Source organism: Bacillus sp. PS95 (assembly GCF_037963565.1).
Lineage (GTDB): Bacteria > Bacillota > Bacilli > Bacillales > Bacillaceae > Bacillus > Bacillus subtilis.
The window spans coordinates 3719190-3740385 of sequence record NZ_CP150160.1; the positions used below are offsets into that span (position 1 = coordinate 3719190).

The window sequence follows — 21196 nt, forward strand, 5'->3', positions numbered from 1 at the left end:
ATAATTGCTTTTTATTCTGAAAGATACGGAGGAATGAGACATGCAAATGGGCGATACAGTTTTTATGTTCTTTTGCGCTTTACTCGTGTGGCTGATGACCCCGGGATTAGCGTTATTTTATGGAGGAATGGTAAAGAGCAAAAATGTGCTGAGCACTGCCATGCACAGTTTCTCTTCCATTGCCATCGTTTCCATCGTTTGGGTGCTGTTCGGATATACACTTGCCTTCGCACCAGGCAATTCAATCATCGGCGGGCTGGAGTGGGCAGGCCTCAAAGGGGTCGGATTTGATCCGGGAGATTACAGCGATACCATTCCCCACTCGTTATTTATGATGTTCCAAATGACGTTCGCCGTTCTGACTACAGCGATTATTTCCGGGGCTTTCGCAGAGCGGATGCGATTCGGCGCTTTTCTTTTATTCTCGGTTTTATGGGCCTCTTTGGTTTACACACCCGTAGCGCACTGGGTATGGGGCGGCGGCTGGATCGGCCAGCTTGGAGCGCTCGATTTCGCTGGCGGCAATGTTGTTCATATTTCCTCCGGTGTGGCAGGACTTGTTCTTGCCATTGTGCTAGGCAAACGGAAAGACGGCACAGCGTCTTCTCCGCATAACCTCATTTACACCTTCTTAGGAGGAGCTTTGATTTGGTTCGGCTGGTTCGGCTTTAACGTCGGCAGCGCTTTGACTTTAGATGGTGTAGCCATGTACGCGTTCATCAACACAAACACCGCAGCTGCAGCCGGGATCGCCGGCTGGATCTTAGTAGAATGGATCATTAACAAAAAACCGACAATGCTCGGAGCGGTATCTGGCGCAATCGCCGGGCTTGTCGCCATTACGCCGGCTGCCGGATTTGTCACACCGTTCGCTTCCATTATTATCGGCATCATCGGCGGAGCTGTTTGTTTCTGGGGAGTATTCTCGCTTAAAAAGAAATTCGGATACGACGACGCGCTTGACGCCTTTGGCCTGCACGGGATCGGCGGCACATGGGGCGGAATCGCAACAGGATTATTCGCAACAACCTCTGTTAACTCAGCGGGCGCAGATGGGTTATTTTACGGTGATGCAAGCTTAATCTGGAAACAAATCGTCGCCATCGCCGCCACTTATGTTTTTGTATTTATTGTCACTTTCGTTATTATTAAATTTGTAAGCCTCTTCCTTCCCCTTCGTGCAACTGAAGAAGAAGAGTCACTTGGGCTTGACTTAACGATGCACGGGGAAAAAGCATATCAAGATTCTATGTGAGGAGTGACGCTATGAGCGGTCAAATGTTCAAGGTAGAAATTGTAACGCGTCCGGCAAATTTTGAAAAGCTGAAGCAGGAACTCGGAAAAATCGGAGTGACCTCTCTGACTTTCTCCAATGTACACGGCTGCGGCCTTCAAAAAGCACATACGGAGCTCTATCGAGGGGTAAAAATAGAAAGCAATGTATACGAACGTTTAAAAATAGAAATTGTGGTCAGCAAGGTTCCTGTTGATCAAGTGACTGAGACCGCTAAAAGGGTGCTGAAAACGGGATCACCGGGTGACGGTAAAATATTTGTCTATGAAATCAGCAATACGATCAACATCCGCACAGGCGAAGAAGGACCTGAAGCACTTTAATATCGGTACGAGATTCGGACACTCCGGATCTCTTTTTTTGTGCACAGAATCCCCCCCAGAAACCGCGATTCCTCTTCGAATTCTCTTCAAGCGCCGTTATTTCAGACAATCTCTATTTTTATTTGAAACTTTTCATGAGTAAGATTAGTCTACTAAATATAAAAATGTAAAAGGTGATTATTTGAACTACGAAATTTTTAAAGCAATCCATGGACTATCTCATCACAATTCAGTTCTCGATTCCATTATGGTCTTCATCACGGAATATGCCATTGTCGCCTATGCCCTTATCCTATTGGCAATCTGGCTGTTTGGGAACACACAAAGCAGAAAACATGTGCTATACGCAGGCATCACAGGAATTGCAGGCCTTGTGATCAACTATTTGATTACGCTTGTTTATTTCGAACCGCGCCCGTTCGTTGCGCATACAGTGCATACACTGATTCCGCATGCTGCGGATGCTTCATTTCCAAGTGACCACACGACAGGTGCATTAGCGATTTCTATTGCGATGCTTTTCAGAAACCGCAAAATCGGCTGGCCGCTTGTCATTTTTGGGCTTTTGACAGGATTTTCGAGAATTTGGGTGGGACATCACTATCCGGTAGATGTATTGGGCAGCCTCGTTGTCGCCATCATTATCGGGTTCCTTTTCTTTAGATTTTCAGATCTGCTTCGCCCGTTCGTCGATTTGATCGTGAGGATCTATGAAGCCATTATCAATAAACTGACGAAAAAACCAACCGATCAAAATTTCTAAGAAAGACAAAAGCCGGCGTCTGAAATCAAGACAGCCGGCTTTAATATTTCTCATACATCTCTTGTTTTCTTCGCTTCGCCAACACATATAAACCATAAAACAATCCAATACCAACAGCATCGATGAGCACATCCCGGATACAACCATTCCTGCTGAAGAAGAGCTGAAGAACTTCTGTGAAAAAAGCAAATGCGAACGAGCCGGCTGCAGCTGATCTTATGCTGCCCCGCTGTTTCCACAGCAAATATGTCAGCACAAAGAAGGAAAACGCGTGCCCGATTTTTTGAATAAACGCTTCAGGTACAGTAAGCTCAGTAAAATCCATAACTAAAAATTGAGACAGATCAGGGTGCGGCTGAAAATGAAAAGCCACCGTTTGCGATACGACCATGCCGCTGAAGCTTTCCGTACAGACAGAAAGCAGGATAAAAAAGATCCAGCCTGCGAGCAATAGGCGGTTCATGACATAACCTCCTATATAACGTACGTGCCTACATGTAACTACATAGACGGTAAAACAAAGCAAAAAGTAACAGAAAAAAACGCCCATCACAAGGATAGACGTTTTCTTCATTAAGACTGTTCAGTGTCTTCTGTTGTGCTGCTTTCTTTGGAACCAGATTTGTCAGTGGAATCATCCTTTTTCTCACCGGATTTTTCTTCTGTTCCTTTTTCAGTTGATCCGTCCTTTTTCTCGGAAGATTGCTGAATGGATTCTTCTGTTTCTTGGGTGGCAGCTTTTTCTTCAGCAGCTGCTGCTTTTTCAATAGAAGAAACTGGTTTGTCCATAAAGTTTAACGGATTCATTGCGACCCCATCTTTACGGATTTCAAAGTGCACGTGGTTTCCGCTGTCTTCACTGTAAAGGTTCTTGCCAGATTTTCCGATCACTTGATTTTGTTTTACTTTGTCACCTTGCTCAACGCTTACTTCGGAAAGAGATTGATACACAGTCGATAAACCGTCGGCATGTTCTACTTCCACAACATATCCCAGCACTGGATCTTTTTCAGCTTTAACAACCGTACCACTCAGAGAAGCAGAGACATCGAAATCTTTTCCGTCTTTCTCAGCTAAGTCAATTCCTTTGCTTAGGCTGTACGTGTTATTATAGGTAACGAGTGCTGCTTCTTTCTCTTCTTTTGCGGCATCGGTTTCATAGAACTTTTTCACAACAGAAACGTTTTCAGAATCAACAACTGGCATTGCGACATTTTCCATTGACTTTCCTACTTCAACTGCATCGTCGTTGTTGTCATATGCGGAGTTTCCGCCGTTATCAGCCAACTGATCCTTTACCTCATCATTTGATACTGATTGATACCAAAGGACAGCTGTTAAAATGACGGCCGCACTGACTAAGTAAATTGCAGGGAACACCCAGCGTTTACGAAAAAACTGCTGAAGTTTTTTGACTTGAGAAGTTTTCTTTTCTTCCTCTCTCATTGTTTCATCACCTCAGCAACATTCTGAACACTTTTCTGAAAATATATACAACCTATCCAAAAAAACTTTTTTAGATGTAGTTTGCACAGACTGAACGAAAATATGTATTTTTTTGAGAGGAGTGCCAAAAACGTATGAACATGACATTGCGCCTTGCTGAAAATAAAGATCTGGAGGCTGTTGTTGCGATTTATAATTCAACGATTGCTTCTCGAATGGTAACAGCCGATACCGAACCGGTAACTCCTGAAGACCGGATGGAATGGTTTTCGGGACATACAGAGGCACGTCCGCTCTATGTGGCCGAGGATGAAAACGGAAACGTCGCTGCCTGGATCAGCTTTGAAACATTTTATGGAAGGCCAGCCTATAATAAAACAGCGGAAGTCAGCATATACATTGACGAAGCATGCCGCGGCAAAGGTGTTGGATCATATTTGCTTCAAGAAGCGCTCCGCATTGCCCCGAATCTTGGCATCCGCTCACTTATGGCCTTCATTTTCGGGCATAATAAACCAAGCCTGAAGCTGTTTGAAAAGCACGGGTTTGCAGAATGGGGACTATTCCCCGGCATCGCCGAAATGGACGGGAAAAGATACGATTTAAAAATTTTAGGGAGAGAGCTTTCATGATTAGTCTGGATAAAGATGAAAACGAAATTGAAAATCATAATGAAGAAAATAGCCTTGTTAAACAGGAGACTGCACCTGTTGAGCAGGAGACCCGCCAGCTGAGTGCCTCTGCTGTCAAGTCGCTATCCGACATTGCCAAGTGGGGCAAAATTTCTGGCATCTTGTTAATCATTATGGGATCGCTTGTCACTCTTTCTGTTTTGATGACAGTGATTGGCGCCATTCCGGGCGTACTGCTCATTATTTCAGGCGTATTTTTGATGCGCTCAGCAAAAGCAGCCGCGGAAGCCGAAGGAAATCTAACCGGCAGCGCTGGCGAAAGCATGCTTGAAAATTACGGGACATTTATAAAAATGCAGCTGTTTTATGCAGCATCCAGTATCGTTACTGTCCTGATCGGGATCATTGTAGCCATTTTCGTGCTGGTGGTAATCGGCATTGCTGCTTTTGAGAACACGCCTTCGTATGATGATCCGGATTCTTATTATTATGAGGATGATCCGGTGTTTGAATAATGATGAGACAGGACAGGGCATGAGTTCCATATAAACGGAACCATGCCTATTTTATTTGACTATTCAAAGCAGGCCGGCGTAAACACCAAATCCTGAAGCAAGCATACAATAGACATCTCTAGTAGAGGAAATCAACAAAGCAACGCTGTTACCCAGAAATGAATATCAAAAAAACGGATGAAGTCGGAATCAATCCGAAACCGCACTTTTTATTTCGGGTGTCTGCATGCAAAAAAACACACCCGGATCGTCTGGAAAATCTCAACAATCCGGGTGCAGATCTTCTTTAATACATTTTTTTGCGTCTGTCTTCCTCAGTCAAAAATTCAACAAAACTCCGCATCGCAAAAGGCTCTTCCTTTATTTGTCGTGCGTAGGAGCTTTTCCGCTCTTCTGAAAGGATTTCGCTCTTTTTGATCCTGTTCAGCATATAGATGTGAACCGTTTTTTGGATTTGTTTATGCTGATAGCCTGCCTCTTTAAAAAATGCGAGCCCGAGCGCCGCCAAAAGGGCGAATATGCCTGCGCTGATCAGGGACTCCCTGTCAGCTGAAGCATGAAATAGAAAAGCAGCTAAATTAAAGAGAGAGAATGCAGCAAGCGGAATAGCAAGAAAACGGTAAATGACGGTTTTTTTCATGAAAGGCTGTACGGCCTTTTGAATTTTTTGCATTTCTGTTTTGATGAACCCCGGCATTTGTTCGACTCTGTAAAAGTTCATGTAATCCTCCCCCTTTATTTGATGTTTCAAGCTTCACGAACGTTATCATATGTGTTTATTTTAACGCAGGTGCAAGCTGGTTTTAAAGAAATCTGCCCGTATTTTTCACGAAGAATCTGGATCGCCGCTCTTTATTCTTTTAAAATGTGAGTGTTATAATTTGTAATGGGAATCAGATCACTGTTATTCATGGAATACTAATGGCAATCTTCTTGATAAATATGAATGAGCGGGGTTACAAAGTGAGTATTTCTTCCATCCTTTTATCACTTTTTTTCATTTTAAATATTCTTTTGGCCATCATTGTCATCTTCAAAGAACGGCGCGATGCCAGTGCATCTTGGGCGTGGCTGCTTGTTCTTTTCTTTATTCCCGTTTTAGGCTTTATTTTATACTTATTATTCGGCCATAATCTCAGACGCAAGCATTTGTTTCAATGGGAAGACCGGAAAAAGATTGGAATTGAAAGGCTGCTGAAGCATCAGCTTGAAGATTTAGAAACCAAGCAATTCCAGTTTAACAACCGGGCAACCTTTGATAACAAAGATTTAATTTATATGCTGATTATGAATAACCATGCTGTGTTTACAGAGGATAATTCAGTTGACGTCATTACAGATGGACGGGATAAATTTCAGCGGCTGCTGAGTGACATTTCAAAGGCTAAGGATCATATCCACTTACAGTATTATATTTATAAAGGCGATGAATTAGGCAAAAAATTGCGGGACGCTCTCATCCAAAAGGCGAAAGAAGGTGTTCAGGTCAGAGTGCTTTATGATGAACTCGGGTCCAGAACGCTGAGAAAAAAGTTTTTTAAAGAGCTTCGCGAGGCTGGCGGGCATGTGGAGGTCTTTTTCCCGTCAAAGCTCAGGCCGATTAACCTGCGGCTGAATTACCGGAACCATCGAAAGCTTGTGATCATAGACGGTATGACCGGTTATGTCGGAGGCTTTAACGTCGGAGATGAGTATCTAGGGCTTAATCCGAAATTCGGTTATTGGCGGGATACGCATATCCGGCTGCAAGGAACGGCCGTACACGCCATCCAAACACGGTTCATCCTTGACTGGAACCAAGCTTCTCATCACCATACGCTGACATATATTCCAAATCACTTTCCTGATTACGGCCCAAAAGGCAACGTCGGGATGCAGATTGTCACAAGCGGCCCTGATTCGGAATGGGAACAAATTAAAAATGGCTACATCAAAATGATTTCGAACGCCAAGCGTTCCATTTTGATACAAACACCTTATTTTATCCCAGATGCAAGCCTGCTGGATGCTTTAAGGATCGCTTGCCTTTCGGGCATTGACGTTAACATTATGATTCCGAACAAGCCCGATCACGCCTTTGTATACTGGGCGACACTTTCGTATATCGGCGATCTGCTGAAAGCCGGAGCCACTGTCTATATTTACGATAACGGCTTTATTCACGCGAAAACCATCGTGGTGGATGACGAAATCGCTTCAGTCGGCACAGCGAACATTGATGTCCGAAGCTTCAGGCTGAATTTTGAGGTTAATGCATTTATTTACGATATCACCATTGCTAAAAAACTGGTTTCAACTTTTAAAGAAGATTTGCTAGTATCCAGAAAATTCACCTATGAGGAGTATCTGCAGCGCCCGTTGTGGATTCGAATAAAAGAATCCGTCTCGCGGCTGTTGTCGCCGATCTTATAAGATGCGAAAACCCCCAGCCTTTACGGCCGGGGGTTTTCCTGATGGTCACAGTAAATGATGATCGCCTCCCGCAAAAAAGCGGCAAGACCTTCTCCATATTGATTGATTGAATCGGTAAATCGCTCGTCAGTGATATACACTTCCCCGAGTCCTCTGAAAATGTCGAGTGTGCAATCGTAATGATATTGGCAAATATGATTGCGAAATGCCCCCACTGCGGCCTGAACCTCTGCATCATCGGGCCCATGCTTCATTCGCGCCGCAATTCGTCTGTAAATCGAATCAAATTCAGCCATGATCGAGCGCCAATCATCTGCCGAGTATGCAGATGTCCTTTTCTCTGTTTCTTCTGCGATTTCCTTTCCATACAGCTTTCTGACTTCATCAGCGTATGTCTGCTGGTGCTCTTCAATGTCTTTCATGCTTAATCCGGCAAATAAATCTCTCTTATTCATCGTTTCCCCTCCATCAACGGACAAAAGCGTCCTGTCAATTGTTTGAATCATCTCATCCATTCTTTGTTTTTTCTTCATCAATATCTCCTTTTGCGACTGAAGTGCCGCTTTCCGGTCAAAATTCGGATGATCCAGCATCTCCTTAATCTCATCCAGACGAAACCCGATTTCCTTGAAAAATAAAATCTGCTGCAGTCTTTCCAGGTCTGCGTCACTGTACAAACGATACCCAGCATCAGTAAGCGCTGAAGGATTCAGAAGCTCAATATTGTCATAGTGATGAAGCGTCCGAATGCTAACACCTGATATCTCCGCCACTTGTTTAACTTGATATTTCATACATAACACCTCCTCTTTTTTATCGTAAACAATCACGCAACGTTAGGGTCAATCCCCAAAATGTTATTTTCTATACAAAACTTCTCACAAATAGTGTATAAAAGAAAAGTGAGTATTTTTTTGTAAAGGGGAGCCAGTATACATGAATCCTGAAACAATGAACAAAACCCTCATCAGCATTTCGAAATGGGGAAAAGCTACAGGCATTTTATTTATTATTATGGGCGCAATTACCGCGCTTTCAGGCGCGTTCTTTTTTCTAATCGGTGCCGTGCCAGGCGTACTGCAAATTATTTCCGGTATCTTTTTGATGAGGTCAGCTAGGGAAGCAGGCCAAATGGCTGAACACAATAGCGGACAGTCTGAAGACTTAATGCTGGAGAATTACGCGAAATTCGTAAAGATGCAAGGGATTTATTTGATCGTAAGCATTGCTGTATCCATTCTTGCGATTATCGCCTTCTTCATCTTTTTAATGCTTGGGATTGCTGACGGCCTTTTCAGCGATACGTACAGCACTTATTAATGAGAAAAACCCGGAGCTGGCTCCGGGTTTTTTATTATTCCGCTTCGCTTACCACTGTGAAGCGTTCATTTTTGTGTTCGGGATGTTCAAGCTCGTCCAACACGGCAATGGCATAATCTGCATAGCTGATATAGCTGTCGCCTTTTGCATTTACGATGACATTGTCTTTTCCTTTTTGGTAAGAGCCAGTCCGTTTTCCTGCTGGATCAAAAAATGCCGCAGGACTGAGGAACGTCCAGGAAATGGAGTCTGTCTGCTGCAAATCTTTCAGGTTCTCTCCTTGATTTGATGCAGTTGGCAAATATTCTTTCGGAAATTCCGGCGTATCCATTAAACGGGTTGTTTTGGCTTCATCAACAAACAGGCTTCCCGCTCCGCCAACAACAAGCAATCTTGTGCGCTTCGCGTCCTTTAAGATGTTGATGAGTGCTCTTCCTGCTTCAACATGAAGATGTTCCTGGCCGGGTGCTGCTCCAAAAGCGTTTACGACTGCGTCGAAAGGCTTGATGTCTTCCGCAGTCAGTTCAAACACATCTTTTTCCAAAACCGCTACGTCCTGCCCCTGCACTTTTGAAGCGTTTCTGACGATGGCTGTCACTTCATGGCCTCTTGTTTTCGCTTCTTTCAAAATCTCGTTTCCCGCTTTCCCGCTTGCGCCTATAATACCAATTTTCATTTTTCATTTCCTCCTTATTTGTAACAATTTTAGTTACATGTTAGCAGTGAGAAGTCATCCCTTTTGATTAAAAGAGATGATTCATAACATCTTTTAATGACTTGCTTGCCAGTTCATTTTCCATCGCTCTTTGCACACTTTCAAACGTTTCATCCAGAGCGTTCTGAATTTTTTTCCCTACCGGACATTTCGGATTCGGGTTTTCATGAACCGCAAAGAGTTCTTCTTGCTTTTGGACAGCCCGGTACACTTCTAAAAGAGAAATATCAGCAGGATCTTTTTTGAGGCTTGCACCCGGCACCCCTGCGCGTGAGGTGAGAATATCAGCTTTTTTCAGCAGGCTGATCATTCTTCGCACGACTACTGGATTCGTGTTGACACTGTCTGCAATGATTTCTGAAGATGTTTTTTCATCCATCGAGATGAGGGATAAAATATGAATGGCAACAGCAAGACGGCTGTTAATCATGTTTTTTCACCACCATTGTAACTATAATAGTTACATTTGATTCGTTTGTCAACATCTAATATACACTAAATACATGGGTTTTGTGCACCGTTTTTAGTCAATAGAACGGCCGGATGCACTCCGGCCGCGTCTTATCAAAATAAGAAATATCTTTGTCCAAGTGGGACATAATCGACAGGCTGGCAAGACAATTCCTCCCCGTCAGCAAAGACCTGATAGGTTTTTGGATCAATCTCAATCTTTGGCAAAGCCGAATTCAGCTTCATATCCAGCTTGCTCAGCTTTCTGATATTTTTGACTGGAGAAATCCTTTTTTCCAGCCCTAAGCTTTCTGCCACACCACGCTCTATGCTTGCCTGAGACATAAATGTAATCGAGGTTGAGCGGTTGGCTTTTCCGTAAGAAGCATACATTTGGCGCATGAAAACCGGTTCAGGAGTCGGGATGGACGCGTTCGGATCTCCCATTTGCGCACGTGCAATCATGCCGCCCTTTAAGACCAGTTCCGGTTTCACGCCGAAAAATACCGGGTCCCACAGAACGAGATCAGCAAGCTTCCCTTTTTCCACCGAGCCGACCTCATGGCTGAGCCCGTGCGTAATTGCCGGATTAATCGTGTATTTGGCAATGTACCGTTTTGCGCGCACATTGTCATTCCCGTTTTCACCGGCAAGAGCGCCGCGCTGTTTTTTCATTTTATCGGCTACCTGCCATGTTCGGATGATCACTTCACCGACCCGCCCCATCGCTTGGGAATCCGATGATGTCATGCTGATCGCACCTATATCATGGAGAATATCCTCCGCGGCAATCGTCGCCGCCCTGATTCTGGAATGGCTGAATGCCACATCTTCAGGCACTTTCGCATCTAAATGGTGGCAGACCATCATCATGTCAAGATGCTCATCCATCGTATTAACGGTATAAGGAATGGTTGGCGTTGTAGATGACGGCAGAATGTTCGCGTAAGAGGCGAGCTTCATAATATCCGGAGCGTGGCCGCCGCCTGCCCCTTCAATGTGATAAGTATGAATAACCCGGTCCCCGATCGCGTCGAGCGTGTTTTCCAAAAAGCCCGCTTCGTTAATCGTATCGGTATGGATGGCAACTTGAATATCAGCCTCGTCCACGACTTCCATACACGTTTTAATGGCGCTTGGCGTCGTGCCCCAGTCTTCATGGAGCTTAAGGCCGATGGCGCCTGCTTCCACCTGCTCGATCAGCGGCGCTTTATCGGATGCATTCCCTTTCCCTAAGAAGCCGACATTGATCGGAAACTCCTCGGCCGCTTCCAGCATCCTTGCCATATACCACGCGCCGGATGTACATGTTGTCGCTTTGCTTCCTGTAGCGGGTCCTGTTCCGCCTCCCAAAAGGGTCGTCACACCTGAAGAAAGCGCAACTTCCATCTGCTGAGGACAAATAAAATGAATGTGCGTGTCCACTCCCCCGGCTGTTAAAATTTTGCCTTCACCGGAAATCACCTCTGTACCCGCTCCGATGACCATGTGCGGATCGACTCCATCCATGATATCAGGATTTCCGCTTTTTCCGACACCAACAATCCGGCCGTCTTTCACACCGACATCCGCTTTGACAATGCCTGTGTAATCCAATAGCACGACGTTGGTGATAACCAAATCCAAAGCGCCGTCCTTCCCTGTGATTCTGCCGTTTTGGCCCATGCCGTCTCGGATAGTTTTTCCGCCGCCAAAGATCATTTCTTCACCGTATACTGTGAAATCCTTTTCGACTTCGATCCATAAATCCGTGTCGCCCAATCTGATTTTATCGCCCGTTGTCGGGCCAAACAGTTCCGCATATTCCTCCCGTGACATTTTCATCGGATTACACCCTCCATCCAGCCGGCTTGTTTTAAGTTGGCCAACGTTTTTTCTTTGCCGCGTTCATCGATAAACGTGTCGGCCATTCCGTTCAGCCCTCTAATTGTCTTGCGTCCTCTGATTTCCACTAGTGAGACCGTTTTCTGCTCTCCCGGCTCAAAACGGACCGACGTGCCTGATGGAACATCAAGACGCATGCCGATCGCCAGCTCACGGTCAAATAATAAAGCCCCGTTGGCCTCCGCAAAATGAAAATGCGAACCGACTTGAATGGAGCGTGATCCGGTGTTTTTTACCGTTACCTCCCGTATCTCACGGCCTTCATTAATCGTAATGGTTCCCTCAGCAATTTGAAATGCTCCCGGCTTCATGACTTCACCTCCGCAGAAATTGGCTGATGTACCGTAACAAGCTTTACTCCATCCGGAAATGTGGCCTCCACCTGAATGCTGTCAAGCATCTCAGGCACCCCCTCCATCACATCTTTTTCCGTTAATACATGGCGGCCGGCTTCCATCAGCTCTGCTACTCCCTTCCCATCACGTGCGCCTTCCATAATAAAGCAGGTGATATAAGCAGCAGCCTCAGGATAGTTCAGCAGAACGCCCCGCGCCTTTCGCTGTTTGGCTAATTCCCCCGCTGCAAAAATGAGCAATTTTTCTTGTTCAACCGGTGTCAGTTTCATCTGTAATCCTCCTTCTTTTGTCATATAAAGCGGATGCGGTTACTACGAATTTGTGGAGCATGCAGGCGGGACATCACCTCCCTTTCTTCGAGAATGGGGGTCATACGGTAGGGTGCCTTTCAAAGCGGCATGCCGTTTCTTTAGGCCTTCCCATGGTAACAGCCGTTCCCCTGTCGATCACAAAAGATAGTCAGCACAGATTAACGCGTTTTCCAGACTGCGCTCGACTAAGATAACAGAAATGTCTTTTTTTCTGGAAATTTCTATAATAACTTGTCTGACTAGTTCGACAATTAAAATCTGAATTCCTTCCAATTGTTTATTTAGTAAAATATTTTTCAGATTTACCATCAGCGCTCTGGCGATTGCAAGCTGCTGCTGTTGACCGCCTTTTCGTTTTGAACAAACGTTTGATTAAAACAAATAGCCCCCTCTGTTTAGCCGGAGTCGGCCTAATACAGCGACAATCTGCCCCGGGCGAAGCTAAGGCTGTGCAAAACCATCGATTGATCATAACCAGACGTTACATTCCTGATGGCAGCCCGTTGTTTTGCTCCGCAACCGGAAGCATGGCATGGAGGCCAGTCTGAGGCGCCGACCTCCACGATACCGAGAACCCGACTATTGCCATTAACTCCGCATCATGGACGGTCACTTCGCTGATCGCCACCGTTCCTCTTAATGAGTGAAGAATTCCGGCCTTCACTGAATCCCCGCTTGTGTCGATATCAACTGTTTTCTCGCACTCCCGTGGCTTCCGACACTTTCTTCGGTGCAGTACATTCCGTCATCAAAACCCCTTTGTTTGATTTCTTCAAATGATGTTATAAAAGTTTACAACTTATGTCATCATTATATAGAAGAGGCCTATTAATTCAAAGAATATTTAAAAAATTTAGTTACCTTGACCAAATCAGCTTCTTTTTTTGTTATATTTATTCACATCAGAAAAAGCGAAAAAAAAAAAGACAAGAAACATTTCGTTTCCTGCCTCTTCCGTACGATTAATCTTTATCTGAAAATTTATCCTTGGCTTTCCCGATATCCTTTTGGATTTCGCCTTTTGCCTTATCTTTTTTGCCTTCAGCCTGCATGTCCGTTCTGTCAGCCATATCTCCGACTTTATCCTTCACTTCTCCTTTGGCTTTATTGAAGCCGCCCTTCATTTTGTCTTTTACACTATCGTTACCCATGTTAATTCTCCCCTCTCAATTATGTGTGTACTTGTTAACTTCCCGATCTGAGAGGCAATAAACATTCTAATGTTATTTATCGATTTCGTAGCGCTCTCCGTAACGGAGCACCTTGTATATCGCCAGCCCGTCTGATGACTTTTTCTCCGAATATCGGACCGGCAGCAGGGCAAAAAACACATAATACGTAGAAAAATAGACAAACTGATAGAAAAACACATTCGGCTTTAATACACTGTGTATAATCAGCAGATTGATTGCAAAAATCGTGATGAGGTTAAACAAGCAGCCCCCTGCATACACGAGTGCATTTGAGAATCGATTGTCAATTTTCAACTCCCCGTACCGGCAAAAAGAATCGATAAAATAAATCGTTCTGAACCGTATGGGTCCAATTTTAAGCAGCGTTTTTCCCATGCCTATATCCAACGATCCCTTTCCGCCAAAAATAAAAGCCATAAAGCTGTGCCCTGAAACATGTATAATCTGTACAAGCGGCAGAACAATGAGGAAAGACCACAGAAACTTCACCATATCATTAAAACCAAACATTGAATTCCCCCTCACATGCATATCTGCATCCCAAAACGGCTTTTGTTCAAAAAACAGTGCTGTAGCGATTTTTCCTGTTCTCCCCGGAAATAAACGTTCCGATGCTCCCCTTTTTTTGCATAAAAAAAAACCATCTGCCAGCAGATGGTTTTGTCTCATACTTCATATAAACAATCGTTCCTTTGAATCATCTCTCTCATGCTGACCGCTTTTTCATAAAAATACACCGCTTCTTTATATTGTTCGCGATGACTGAAATAAGAGGCAGCATCTAAAGCAAATTCTTCAATATATACATACAGGCCCTTTTCTTCCATATAATCAAATACTTCTTGAATCATATTCAAATTGACAGATTCCACATATAATGCCTGCAGAAATTTATATTTTGCCAGACTGAAGAAGTCGTTTCGTTTTTGGGCAATAGCAATCCCTTTTTCATAGTACCGTATCGCGGCTTCGCTATCTTGTTTTTTGAAAAGAACGCGAGTCAGGCTGAAGAGCGCTTTTGGAAGCTGTTCCAGCTGATAATCCTCGAAGACAGGAAGCGCTTTTTCAAAGTATTCGGCGGCCTGATCCAGCTCCCCCTTGTCATCATAGCAATTACCAATATTATAAAGGGCTGATCCGATCAAACGGGGCTGTCCTTCCAATAAAGCAAGGCGATACGCGTCATCTAAATGTTCAAGCGCTTTTTCATAATTTCTGTAGTCAATGTAGTTTCCTGATATGACGAAATGGCATTGAATTCTTCTGACTCTGTAAAAATCGTGAGCCTTATACGTCTCCAGCGCCTGTACGGCATGGTTCATGGAAAAGTGCGTCTGCTTCATAATATAAAAGACTTCCGCCACTTTAAAATGAAATTCCGCTCTTTCAATTTCATCTTCTACAAACGCAAGCATCTTCTCAGCTTTCCGATAAAAGGATATAGCCGAGATGTAATTGTTCTGTTCAAATTCGTACATTCCTCTAAACAAGTGAAAATAATACTCAGATAATCCGGAGATGCTGTCCTGATTGCTTTCCAGCGTTTTGATCAATTCACGATATTGAAGCTGAGATTCCTCGTGCAGGTCAGGCTTTACATAATCCAGCATAATTTGGTGCCGGTAGCTGATCAGCTGATAATACAGGAGAAGCAGCTGATCCTCTTCCATCTGTTCGATATCTAGATCAATTTCTTCTTTCAGTTTTACGGCATCAGCCACTTGAAATGCTAAAATGTGCTTATACCACTTATTGATTTTCACTCCTACTTGAGATGACGGGATCTCGTACGCGGCCATGCCCCTCCAACCCTTTCTATTTTCTAATTGGTTATATTTTATCATAATGTATGGCTTTGGAATTAAATTTTCTTACAATGATTCCTTCTTTATGCCTATCCTTATATATTTCGGTTTTTCTACGTATTTTTTGCACTCGGATTCTAATAAAAAAGCTTACCGGACAGTGCCGATAAGCTTTTGACTTCAAATTAACCGCCAATATAAGACATTTCCACTTTCTTTTTGCCAGATGCTTTTGATAGCGTACGATCGACTGAATACTGATCGATCCGATTTTTCCATACTGTCCCGATCATTTCTGATAGTTCGTCATCACTTAATTCCTGGCGAACCGGAGCTCTGAGGTCAAATCCGCTTGAAGCGAATAAGCAGGTAAACAGCTCTCCTCTCGCAGAAAGACGGGCTCTGTTGCAAGATCCGCAGAATGCATCAGATACAGATGATATGACGCCAATTTCTCCGGAGCCGTCCAAGTAGCGGAATCTGGAAGCCACTTCGCCTATATAATTAGGCGCTATCGGCTCAACCGGCATGTGTTTATTGATCAAATCTATGATTTCCGCCTTTGTCATGACGTCTTTCTTTTCCCATTGGTTGGTGTTGCCTACGTCCATAAATTCAATGAATCTCAGGATATGCCCTTTTTCTTTAAAATAACGGGCCATAGGCAGTATATCTTTTTCATTGACGCCCTTTTGAACGACCATATTGATTTTAACACCGAGCCCCGCTTGCTTCGCCGCTTCAATGCCTTCCAGCACCTTGCTGACAGAAACACCGCGCCCGTTTATCTTCTTAAAACGCTCGTCTTCTAAAGAATCAAGGCTGATCGTAACCCTTTTCAGCCCAGCCTCCTTGAGCCTCTTAGCATAAACAGGCAGCAGTGATCCGTTTGTCGTCATCGCGATGTCACGAATACCCGGTATGCGGGCCAGTTTTTTGATTAATTCCGGCATATCCTTTCTCATGAGGGGCTCTCCGCCGGTCAAGCGGATTTTTTCAACGCCAAATCTTGTGACAAACAATGTCGCAAGCCGTTCCAGCTCCTCAAATGAAAGCAGCTCCTCTTTCTTTAAAAAAGGATAATCCGGGCCGAATAATTCGGCGGGCATACAGTACGTGCATCGGAAGTTGCAGCGGTCTGTAACAGAAATGCGAAGGTCTCTCAGCGGTCTGTTTCTTTTATCCAACATCTGACGCGACTCTGTAATCATAGCTACAGCCCCTTCCTACTCCCTGATTCTCTCAGGGTGTGTATATACATTAAATGATCCGTTTCTGACAAATCCAATCGCTGTGATATTCAATTCTTCAGCCATTTGAATCGCAAGCTCCGTCGGGGCCGATTTGGAAATGACAATCGACACGCCGATTTTGGCCGCTTTTAACAGGACCTCTGATGAGATTCTGCCGCTGAACACAATCAGTTTGTCGCGTACGGACATCCCGTTTAGAAGGCAGTGTCCGTATAGTTTATCAAGTGCGTTGTGCCGACCGATATCGGTGCGCATCAACAGAAGCTTCTCTGTGTCGCAAAGCGCCGCATTATGGACGCCTCCCGTATCCTGAAACGTCCCGCTCCCTTGCTGCATGTCTTTCATAAGCGCCAGACATGCCTCAGGCGATATCTTGATTTGGCTGACAGCCGTCTTGGCTGTTTTGACATCCTGCTGAAAATAAAAATGACGGCCCTTTCCGCAGCATGAGCCGATCACCCGTTTCGTATAATCCTTTTGATCCAATGTCTCAGGGTGAACGAGGTCGACATATACAAAACCGAGACTTTCATCTATTGTAAACCTTTTAATTTCTTTTTGAAATCGTATAACACCCTCTGATGCGAGAAATCCGATGACAAGCTCTTCGATATGCTCAGGCGTACAAACGAGCGTCACAAATTCACTGCCATTCAGTATCACTGTCAAAGGGAATTCCGTCACCATCCGGTCTTCTACTTTGCTTATTTCCCCTTGTTCATAGCGCCATACATCCCTGACCGCAGTTACTTTATCGTTCAATGTCTATTCCCCTCCGCAATGTTCCTGCCTTTATATTTTTTCACACTCCTCGGATTTTGTCGAATTCTGAGACATAAAAAAGAGCCCTCTGTATAAAGGGCTTTCACAGGATGTGATGACGGCGGTGTTTAGGCAGGGCGCCTAAGCATTTAGCTGCCGTTCCTTTTATACCACGTGAGCACCAATGTGCATTGACAACGAACGCGGGGTTTGTCGACACGCTGAGACACCTCTGTATAAAGGACTCTATGTTTGATTATGCTGATTCTTTTTCAGAACCGTAAACAGCACAATAGCTGCGATCAAGGTGAGAATGCTGACAAAAAAGAAGGCTGCCAGTTTTAGAAGAACACCAAGCAATATGAATGCAACGGTTGCTATAAGAAAAATCATTCCGAATAATTTCATATGTTCAACCCCTTTTTAGGGTATCATTCCCGCCCAAACTGTTTTTAAACCAATAAAAAAAGGCGCCTGGGGGAGCGCCTGATCTTTAGGTTCCTTACTCAGTAAATTTTTGTGCTTCTTTTTCCCAAGCCTGTTCGAACTCATCCGCACTGTTCGCTGAAATATATTCTCCACCGCCAGCGACAGCTGCTTGTTTCAACTCTTCATTACCCTTGACATCAAAGTTGAAGCCAATGATGTTTACAATCGTATCCACATTTGATGCACGGAGCTTTTCGATTTCTGCCGCAGGGTCTCCGCCGCACGTTTCTTCACCGTCAGTGATTAAATACACCACGTTTTTCCCGTCTGCGTCAAATGCCTCAAATTCTTTTCTTGTGTCTGCAAGTGCTTTGGCAATCGGTGTCCATCCAGTCGGCTTGAGCTCACTCAATGAATTGTCAAACAGGGATCCTTCATATGGATGAAGGCCGTAAATAGTTTCCGTCGTACTGCACGAAAGGGCTTTACCGGACAGTTTATTATTCCCTGCATGCCCGAAAACGCGAAGCATAAGATTTGTATCCTTCGGAAGAAGTTCGGCAAAAGATTTTACTGATTTTTTGGCAATGTCTATTTTGCGCTCTCCTCCTGTTTTTTGAACCATACTTCCGCTTCCGTCAAACAAAACAGCTACATTTGTATCAGCCTGTTTCTCAGCGGCAAAAGACGGGGAGGCAATGGAAACAGTCAACAATCCAATGATACCGGCAGCCAGCAATTTTTTCATATGATTACTTCCTTTCTTTTTCATATTTTCCAACTATATGTTGGATTCTTCTTTATGCTAGAATACGAAAATGCAAAAAGATATAGGACATGCTGCCTTTTGTGCTGCTTTCACGATCTGTCCAAAATCGCTTGAAATGCCGTTCATTTTTAGCCATTTCCGCCCAGAAAGCATAAACAGCTTGTGTGATCATTCATTCTTTTTTCGCCTTGATTATGACAGAAAAACGGAAATCTGCTACTATGCTACAGGCAGACAGCTAATTAGTTTTGAAGTTTTTGTTACATACAAAAAGAGGCTGACCATCACCAGCCTCTTTTTTCTTATTTAGATAACATTAGTGATTGCTGAGTGAAAATTTTCTCAACATCTTTTTGGGTATAAGCCGGGAAGTATTCACCGCCGCCTACTTTCGCAATTGCGTTCAGCTGGCCTTTGTATCCCTCTTTATAATCAAAGCCGATCACATTAACAGTGATATTGTCTTTTTGCAGTTCCTTTGCTGTTTTAATCGGGTTTCCTCCGCACGTTTCCTCACCGTCTGTCAACAGATACACCACTTTTTCCCCTTTTGCATCAAGCTGGTCAAAAGAAGATTTCGCCTCGTTCAGCGCTTTGGCAATTGGCGTCCAGCCAGTCGGCCCAATTGTATTGAGAGAATTGAGGAAGCTTTGCTCGTTAAAGCTTTGGAAGCCGTATACGTTGCGAATGGCTTCACATGACTGAACTTTTCCGGAATTTTTATTGTTTCCTTCAGAGCCAAACACGCTCATTTTCACCTGAGTTCCTTCTGGCAGTGAGCTCGCAAACTTTGAAATTTCTTTTTTGGCTGAATTAAATTTAGATACACCGTCTATTCTTTTCGCCATACTTCCGCTGGCATCAAGCAAGACCGCCACGTTCGCCGGCGCTTTAGCCTCCGTTTCTTTCTTTTCAGCTGCAAAAGCAGGTGAAGTTAATCCAAAAAGCAATCCTGTCATCATGATCAGTGAAAATCTTTTCTTCATGTTCGTACCCCTTTACCAATTTGTTTCTGCGTGCAGATGTTCAACGCTGAACATAATCTATCGTAATCAACAAAAACCGAGAAATAAATAGGGCGGGCTTCCCCATTGCTGTTGTTTACTTTTGCATAGAAACCTATGTTTTTATTAGTGATTTCCACCTAACGCCCCTATGAAAAGAGAAGATTGTCCGCCTTTCGGCTTTCGTTATATGAGTCTGTCGAAGTCTGTCGACACATGTGGATGACTTTACCACAATCTCAAAGCCTGAAATCAGGAAAAAAGGACTGATCCTTAAAGACGGTCAGAAGCTCCTCTAAACCGTTTCAGCTGCTCTTAGATAAAAGACATTCAAGAACAGAAAAAGACGCCCAATGAGCGTCTTTTTCTACTTTTTCGCCATATATTTATTCAAAAACGCATCTGCCTCAGAAATTTGTGTGCCTTGGTAATAGTACTTTACAATGTCATCAACCGTTTTGCCTTCTTTGGCCATAAAATTCGCTCCGTATTGGCTCATCCCCACACCGTGGCCAAATCCTCTCGTCGTGACTGTAATTGTGTCTCCATTTCGCTTCCATTCAAAATCGGCGGAGTTGAGACCCAACTTTTCACGTATGTCTCTTCCTTTCAGCGTCTTGCCGTTAATGACGGCAGTTGCAACCTGGTGGCCCGGTGTCTCGCCGGTAATCTTCCCTACTGCGCTAGATCCATCCAGCTTGACGCCAAGCTTTTGCTGAAATTCTGCCGCTGTAAAGGTTTTCGTTGCCTTATATTTCGGAGACTTTTTATCCCATGGGCTTTTGACGCTTTTTAGATATGGGATAGCACTTGTCCAATATGCTTCTGCATTCTCTGTGTAGCCGTTGCTTGTGGAGAAAAAGGAGGCTTCAATCGGCTGGTTGTTGTACGTTAAGATTTTGCCTTGCGTACTGGCTACCGCAGCTGTGATTTTCTTCAGTTTTGTCTCATAGCTTGTGCCCCACTGTTTTTTCAGCTCCGCTTTGTTTTTATACACCTGGAACATCTGTGTATCATCCACCAGTGAGCCTTTAGGAGCCTCAACCGCTGAATTTGACACCATCAGTCTGACAATAAATGTTCTGGCGGCGAGGGCCTGGGCTTTCAGTGCTTCAGATTCAAAGGTTGCCGGCATTTCGGAGGCGACGACTCCAATCACATACTCTTCAAGCGGAATGTTTTCTACGGATTGATTTGCGGTTCGATAGACGGGAATAGAAACAGGTGATGCTTTCAATGTTTCTGCTCCTTTCGATGCTGGTTTCGTGCTGACTGCTGTCTTTTCTGATTCTACGCTGGCCCCCGCTTCCTTATTATGCTGGAATGGCATAACCAAGAGTGTGGGAACCAAGAGAATCAATGCACATAGTACGGATAGTGTGATTGCGAATTGTTTCATATTCAGCTGCCTCCTGCTCGGGATTCGACTCTAGTCTAGTCTATGGGCAGGGACAAGCTAATATGACTCTCGTTTTGGACAGAAACTTTATTTGTCATTTACGTATTCTTTTTTGCTATTTTGCGCATAATGATGATAATACACAAAAAATAAAAAACCAG

General features: G+C 44.2%; 27 protein-coding genes and 2 pseudogenes. 8 read left to right on the top strand and 21 right to left on the bottom strand.

From position 1 onward, the window contains the following. Positions 1-40: 40 nt before the first annotated feature. The 3 genes from amtB (at position 41) to bcrC (ending at position 2380) form a co-directional block, all read left to right on the top strand. Positions 41-1255: an ammonium transporter AmtB gene (gene amtB, locus NSQ12_RS19335; protein ID WP_015251031.1), complete on the top strand. Its 1215-nt coding sequence runs from the start codon at positions 41-43 to the stop codon at positions 1253-1255. Positions 1256-1266: 11 nt separating this feature from the next. After that, positions 1267-1617, top strand: coding sequence for a P-II family nitrogen regulator (locus NSQ12_RS19340; protein WP_003221829.1), 351 nt, complete (start codon positions 1267-1269; stop codon positions 1615-1617). Positions 1618-1798: 181 nt separating this feature from the next. Further along, positions 1799-2380 carry an undecaprenyl-diphosphate phosphatase BcrC gene (gene bcrC, locus NSQ12_RS19345; protein WP_015714854.1) on the top strand — a complete coding sequence of 194 codons (582 nt, stop codon included), beginning with the start codon at positions 1799-1801 and terminating at the stop codon, positions 2378-2380. A gap of 40 nt (positions 2381-2420) precedes the next feature. Here bcrC and NSQ12_RS19350 read toward each other — a convergent pair whose 3' ends face one another. Beyond that, positions 2421-2843 (bottom strand): VanZ family protein, encoded by a 423-nt coding sequence (locus NSQ12_RS19350; RefSeq protein WP_003227753.1) that lies wholly within the window; start codon positions 2841-2843, stop codon positions 2421-2423. A 110-nt stretch (positions 2844-2953) separates the two neighbouring features. Beyond that, positions 2954-3826, bottom strand: coding sequence for a stage II sporulation protein spoIIQ (spoIIQ, locus tag NSQ12_RS19355; RefSeq protein ID WP_014481160.1), 873 nt, complete (start codon positions 3824-3826; stop codon positions 2954-2956). Positions 3827-3966: 140 nt separating this feature from the next. Between spoIIQ and NSQ12_RS19360 the strand changes: the two genes are divergently transcribed. From NSQ12_RS19360 to NSQ12_RS19370, 3 genes are all read left to right on the top strand, one after another. Continuing rightward, positions 3967-4458 carry a GNAT family N-acetyltransferase gene (locus tag NSQ12_RS19360; protein ID WP_072173812.1) on the top strand — a complete coding sequence of 164 codons (492 nt, stop codon included), beginning with the start codon at positions 3967-3969 and terminating at the stop codon, positions 4456-4458. Next, entirely contained in the window at positions 4455-4973 is a 519-nt protein-coding gene (locus NSQ12_RS19365) for a DUF5362 family protein (RefSeq protein ID WP_015714857.1), read from the top strand. The genes NSQ12_RS19360 and NSQ12_RS19365 overlap by 4 nt, the downstream gene beginning before the upstream one ends. Positions 4974-5131: 158 nt before the next feature. After that, positions 5132-5263 carry a hypothetical protein gene (locus tag NSQ12_RS19370; RefSeq protein WP_003227748.1) on the top strand — a complete coding sequence of 44 codons (132 nt, stop codon included), beginning with the start codon at positions 5132-5134 and terminating at the stop codon, positions 5261-5263. Here NSQ12_RS19370 and NSQ12_RS19375 read toward each other — a convergent pair. Continuing rightward, the gene (locus tag NSQ12_RS19375; RefSeq protein ID WP_003244359.1) at positions 5260-5694 is read right to left on the bottom strand and encodes a DUF5392 family protein; all 435 of its coding nucleotides are present in this window, start codon (positions 5692-5694) and stop codon (positions 5260-5262) included. The genes NSQ12_RS19370 and NSQ12_RS19375 overlap by 4 nt on opposite strands. Positions 5695-5936: 242 nt before the next feature. On the opposite strand from NSQ12_RS19375, the gene cls reads away from it, so the two are divergent. Next, positions 5937-7385, top strand: a complete 1449-nt coding sequence (gene cls / locus NSQ12_RS19380) for a cardiolipin synthase (protein ID WP_003243311.1) — start codon at positions 5937-5939, stop codon at positions 7383-7385. Positions 7386-7405: 20 nt separating this feature from the next. On the opposite strand, the gene mta is transcribed toward cls, so the two are convergent. After that, positions 7406-8179, bottom strand: coding sequence for a transcriptional activator Mta (mta, locus tag NSQ12_RS19385; protein ID WP_263723548.1), 774 nt, complete (start codon positions 8177-8179; stop codon positions 7406-7408). A gap of 142 nt (positions 8180-8321) precedes the next feature. On the opposite strand from mta, the gene NSQ12_RS19390 reads away from it, so the two are divergent. Continuing rightward, on the top strand, positions 8322-8705 hold the full coding sequence (locus NSQ12_RS19390; protein ID WP_003227738.1) for a DUF5362 family protein: 384 nt from the start codon (positions 8322-8324) through the stop codon (positions 8703-8705). A gap of 34 nt (positions 8706-8739) precedes the next feature. On the opposite strand, the gene NSQ12_RS19395 is transcribed toward NSQ12_RS19390, so the two are convergent. The 17 genes and pseudogenes from NSQ12_RS19395 to spoIID form a co-directional block, all read right to left on the bottom strand. Then, positions 8740-9381, bottom strand: a complete 642-nt coding sequence (locus tag NSQ12_RS19395) for an NAD(P)-dependent oxidoreductase (RefSeq protein WP_029318720.1) — start codon at positions 9379-9381, stop codon at positions 8740-8742. Between the two features lie 67 nt (positions 9382-9448). Further along, positions 9449-9850 (bottom strand): Rrf2 family transcriptional regulator, encoded by a 402-nt coding sequence (locus NSQ12_RS19400; RefSeq protein WP_003227734.1) that lies wholly within the window; start codon positions 9848-9850, stop codon positions 9449-9451. A gap of 134 nt (positions 9851-9984) precedes the next feature. Continuing rightward, positions 9985-11694 carry an urease subunit alpha gene (ureC, locus tag NSQ12_RS19405; RefSeq protein ID WP_003243090.1) on the bottom strand — a complete coding sequence of 570 codons (1710 nt, stop codon included), beginning with the start codon at positions 11692-11694 and terminating at the stop codon, positions 9985-9987. Further along, the gene (gene ureB, locus NSQ12_RS19410; protein ID WP_003227726.1) at positions 11691-12065 is read right to left on the bottom strand and encodes an urease subunit beta; all 375 of its coding nucleotides are present in this window, start codon (positions 12063-12065) and stop codon (positions 11691-11693) included. Before ureB ends, ureC begins: the two co-directional genes overlap by 4 nt. Further along, positions 12062-12379 (bottom strand): urease subunit gamma, encoded by a 318-nt coding sequence (gene ureA, locus NSQ12_RS19415; RefSeq protein ID WP_003227724.1) that lies wholly within the window; start codon positions 12377-12379, stop codon positions 12062-12064. The genes ureB and ureA overlap by 4 nt, the downstream gene beginning before the upstream one ends. 190 nt (positions 12380-12569) lie before the next feature. Beyond that, positions 12570-12730, bottom strand: a pseudogene (locus tag NSQ12_RS19420) (hypothetical protein). 271 nt (positions 12731-13001) lie between these two features. Further along, positions 13002-13170, bottom strand: a pseudogene (locus NSQ12_RS19425) (urea ABC transporter substrate-binding protein); the annotation flags it as partial. 213 nt (positions 13171-13383) lie between these two features. After that, the gene (gene csbD, locus NSQ12_RS19430; protein WP_003227718.1) at positions 13384-13572 is read right to left on the bottom strand and encodes a stress response protein CsbD; all 189 of its coding nucleotides are present in this window, start codon (positions 13570-13572) and stop codon (positions 13384-13386) included. Positions 13573-13644: 72 nt separating this feature from the next. Continuing rightward, positions 13645-14124 (bottom strand): hypothetical protein, encoded by a 480-nt coding sequence (locus NSQ12_RS19435; protein ID WP_003244390.1) that lies wholly within the window; start codon positions 14122-14124, stop codon positions 13645-13647. 155 nt (positions 14125-14279) lie between these two features. After that, positions 14280-15413: a response regulator aspartate phosphatase RapB gene (rapB, locus tag NSQ12_RS19440; protein ID WP_003227715.1), complete on the bottom strand. Its 1134-nt coding sequence runs from the start codon at positions 15411-15413 to the stop codon at positions 14280-14282. A gap of 191 nt (positions 15414-15604) precedes the next feature. Further along, positions 15605-16630: a GTP 3',8-cyclase MoaA gene (gene moaA / locus NSQ12_RS19445; protein ID WP_003243488.1), complete on the bottom strand. Its 1026-nt coding sequence runs from the start codon at positions 16628-16630 to the stop codon at positions 15605-15607. Positions 16631-16645: 15 nt separating this feature from the next. After that, a complete protein-coding gene (gene fdhD, locus NSQ12_RS19450; protein ID WP_003227709.1) occupies positions 16646-17434 on the bottom strand; it encodes a formate dehydrogenase accessory sulfurtransferase FdhD in 789 nt (262 codons plus the stop codon). Positions 17435-17680: 246 nt separating this feature from the next. Further along, a complete protein-coding gene (locus NSQ12_RS19455; RefSeq protein WP_003227706.1) occupies positions 17681-17842 on the bottom strand; it encodes a hypothetical protein in 162 nt (53 codons plus the stop codon). Positions 17843-17936: 94 nt separating this feature from the next. Further along, positions 17937-18611 (bottom strand): VWA domain-containing protein, encoded by a 675-nt coding sequence (locus tag NSQ12_RS19460; protein ID WP_029726055.1) that lies wholly within the window; start codon positions 18609-18611, stop codon positions 17937-17939. Between the two features lie 52 nt (positions 18612-18663). Next, on the bottom strand, positions 18664-18804 hold the full coding sequence (locus NSQ12_RS19465) for a hypothetical protein (RefSeq protein ID WP_003227702.1): 141 nt from the start codon (positions 18802-18804) through the stop codon (positions 18664-18666). A 130-nt stretch (positions 18805-18934) separates the two neighbouring features. Further along, complete coding sequence (locus tag NSQ12_RS19470) at positions 18935-19618, bottom strand: VWA domain-containing protein (RefSeq protein ID WP_024571497.1); 684 nt, start codon at positions 19616-19618, stop codon at positions 18935-18937. 385 nt (positions 19619-20003) lie between these two features. Further along, positions 20004-21035, bottom strand: coding sequence for a stage II sporulation protein D (spoIID, locus tag NSQ12_RS19475; protein WP_029726056.1), 1032 nt, complete (start codon positions 21033-21035; stop codon positions 20004-20006). Positions 21036-21196 lie beyond the last annotated feature (161 nt).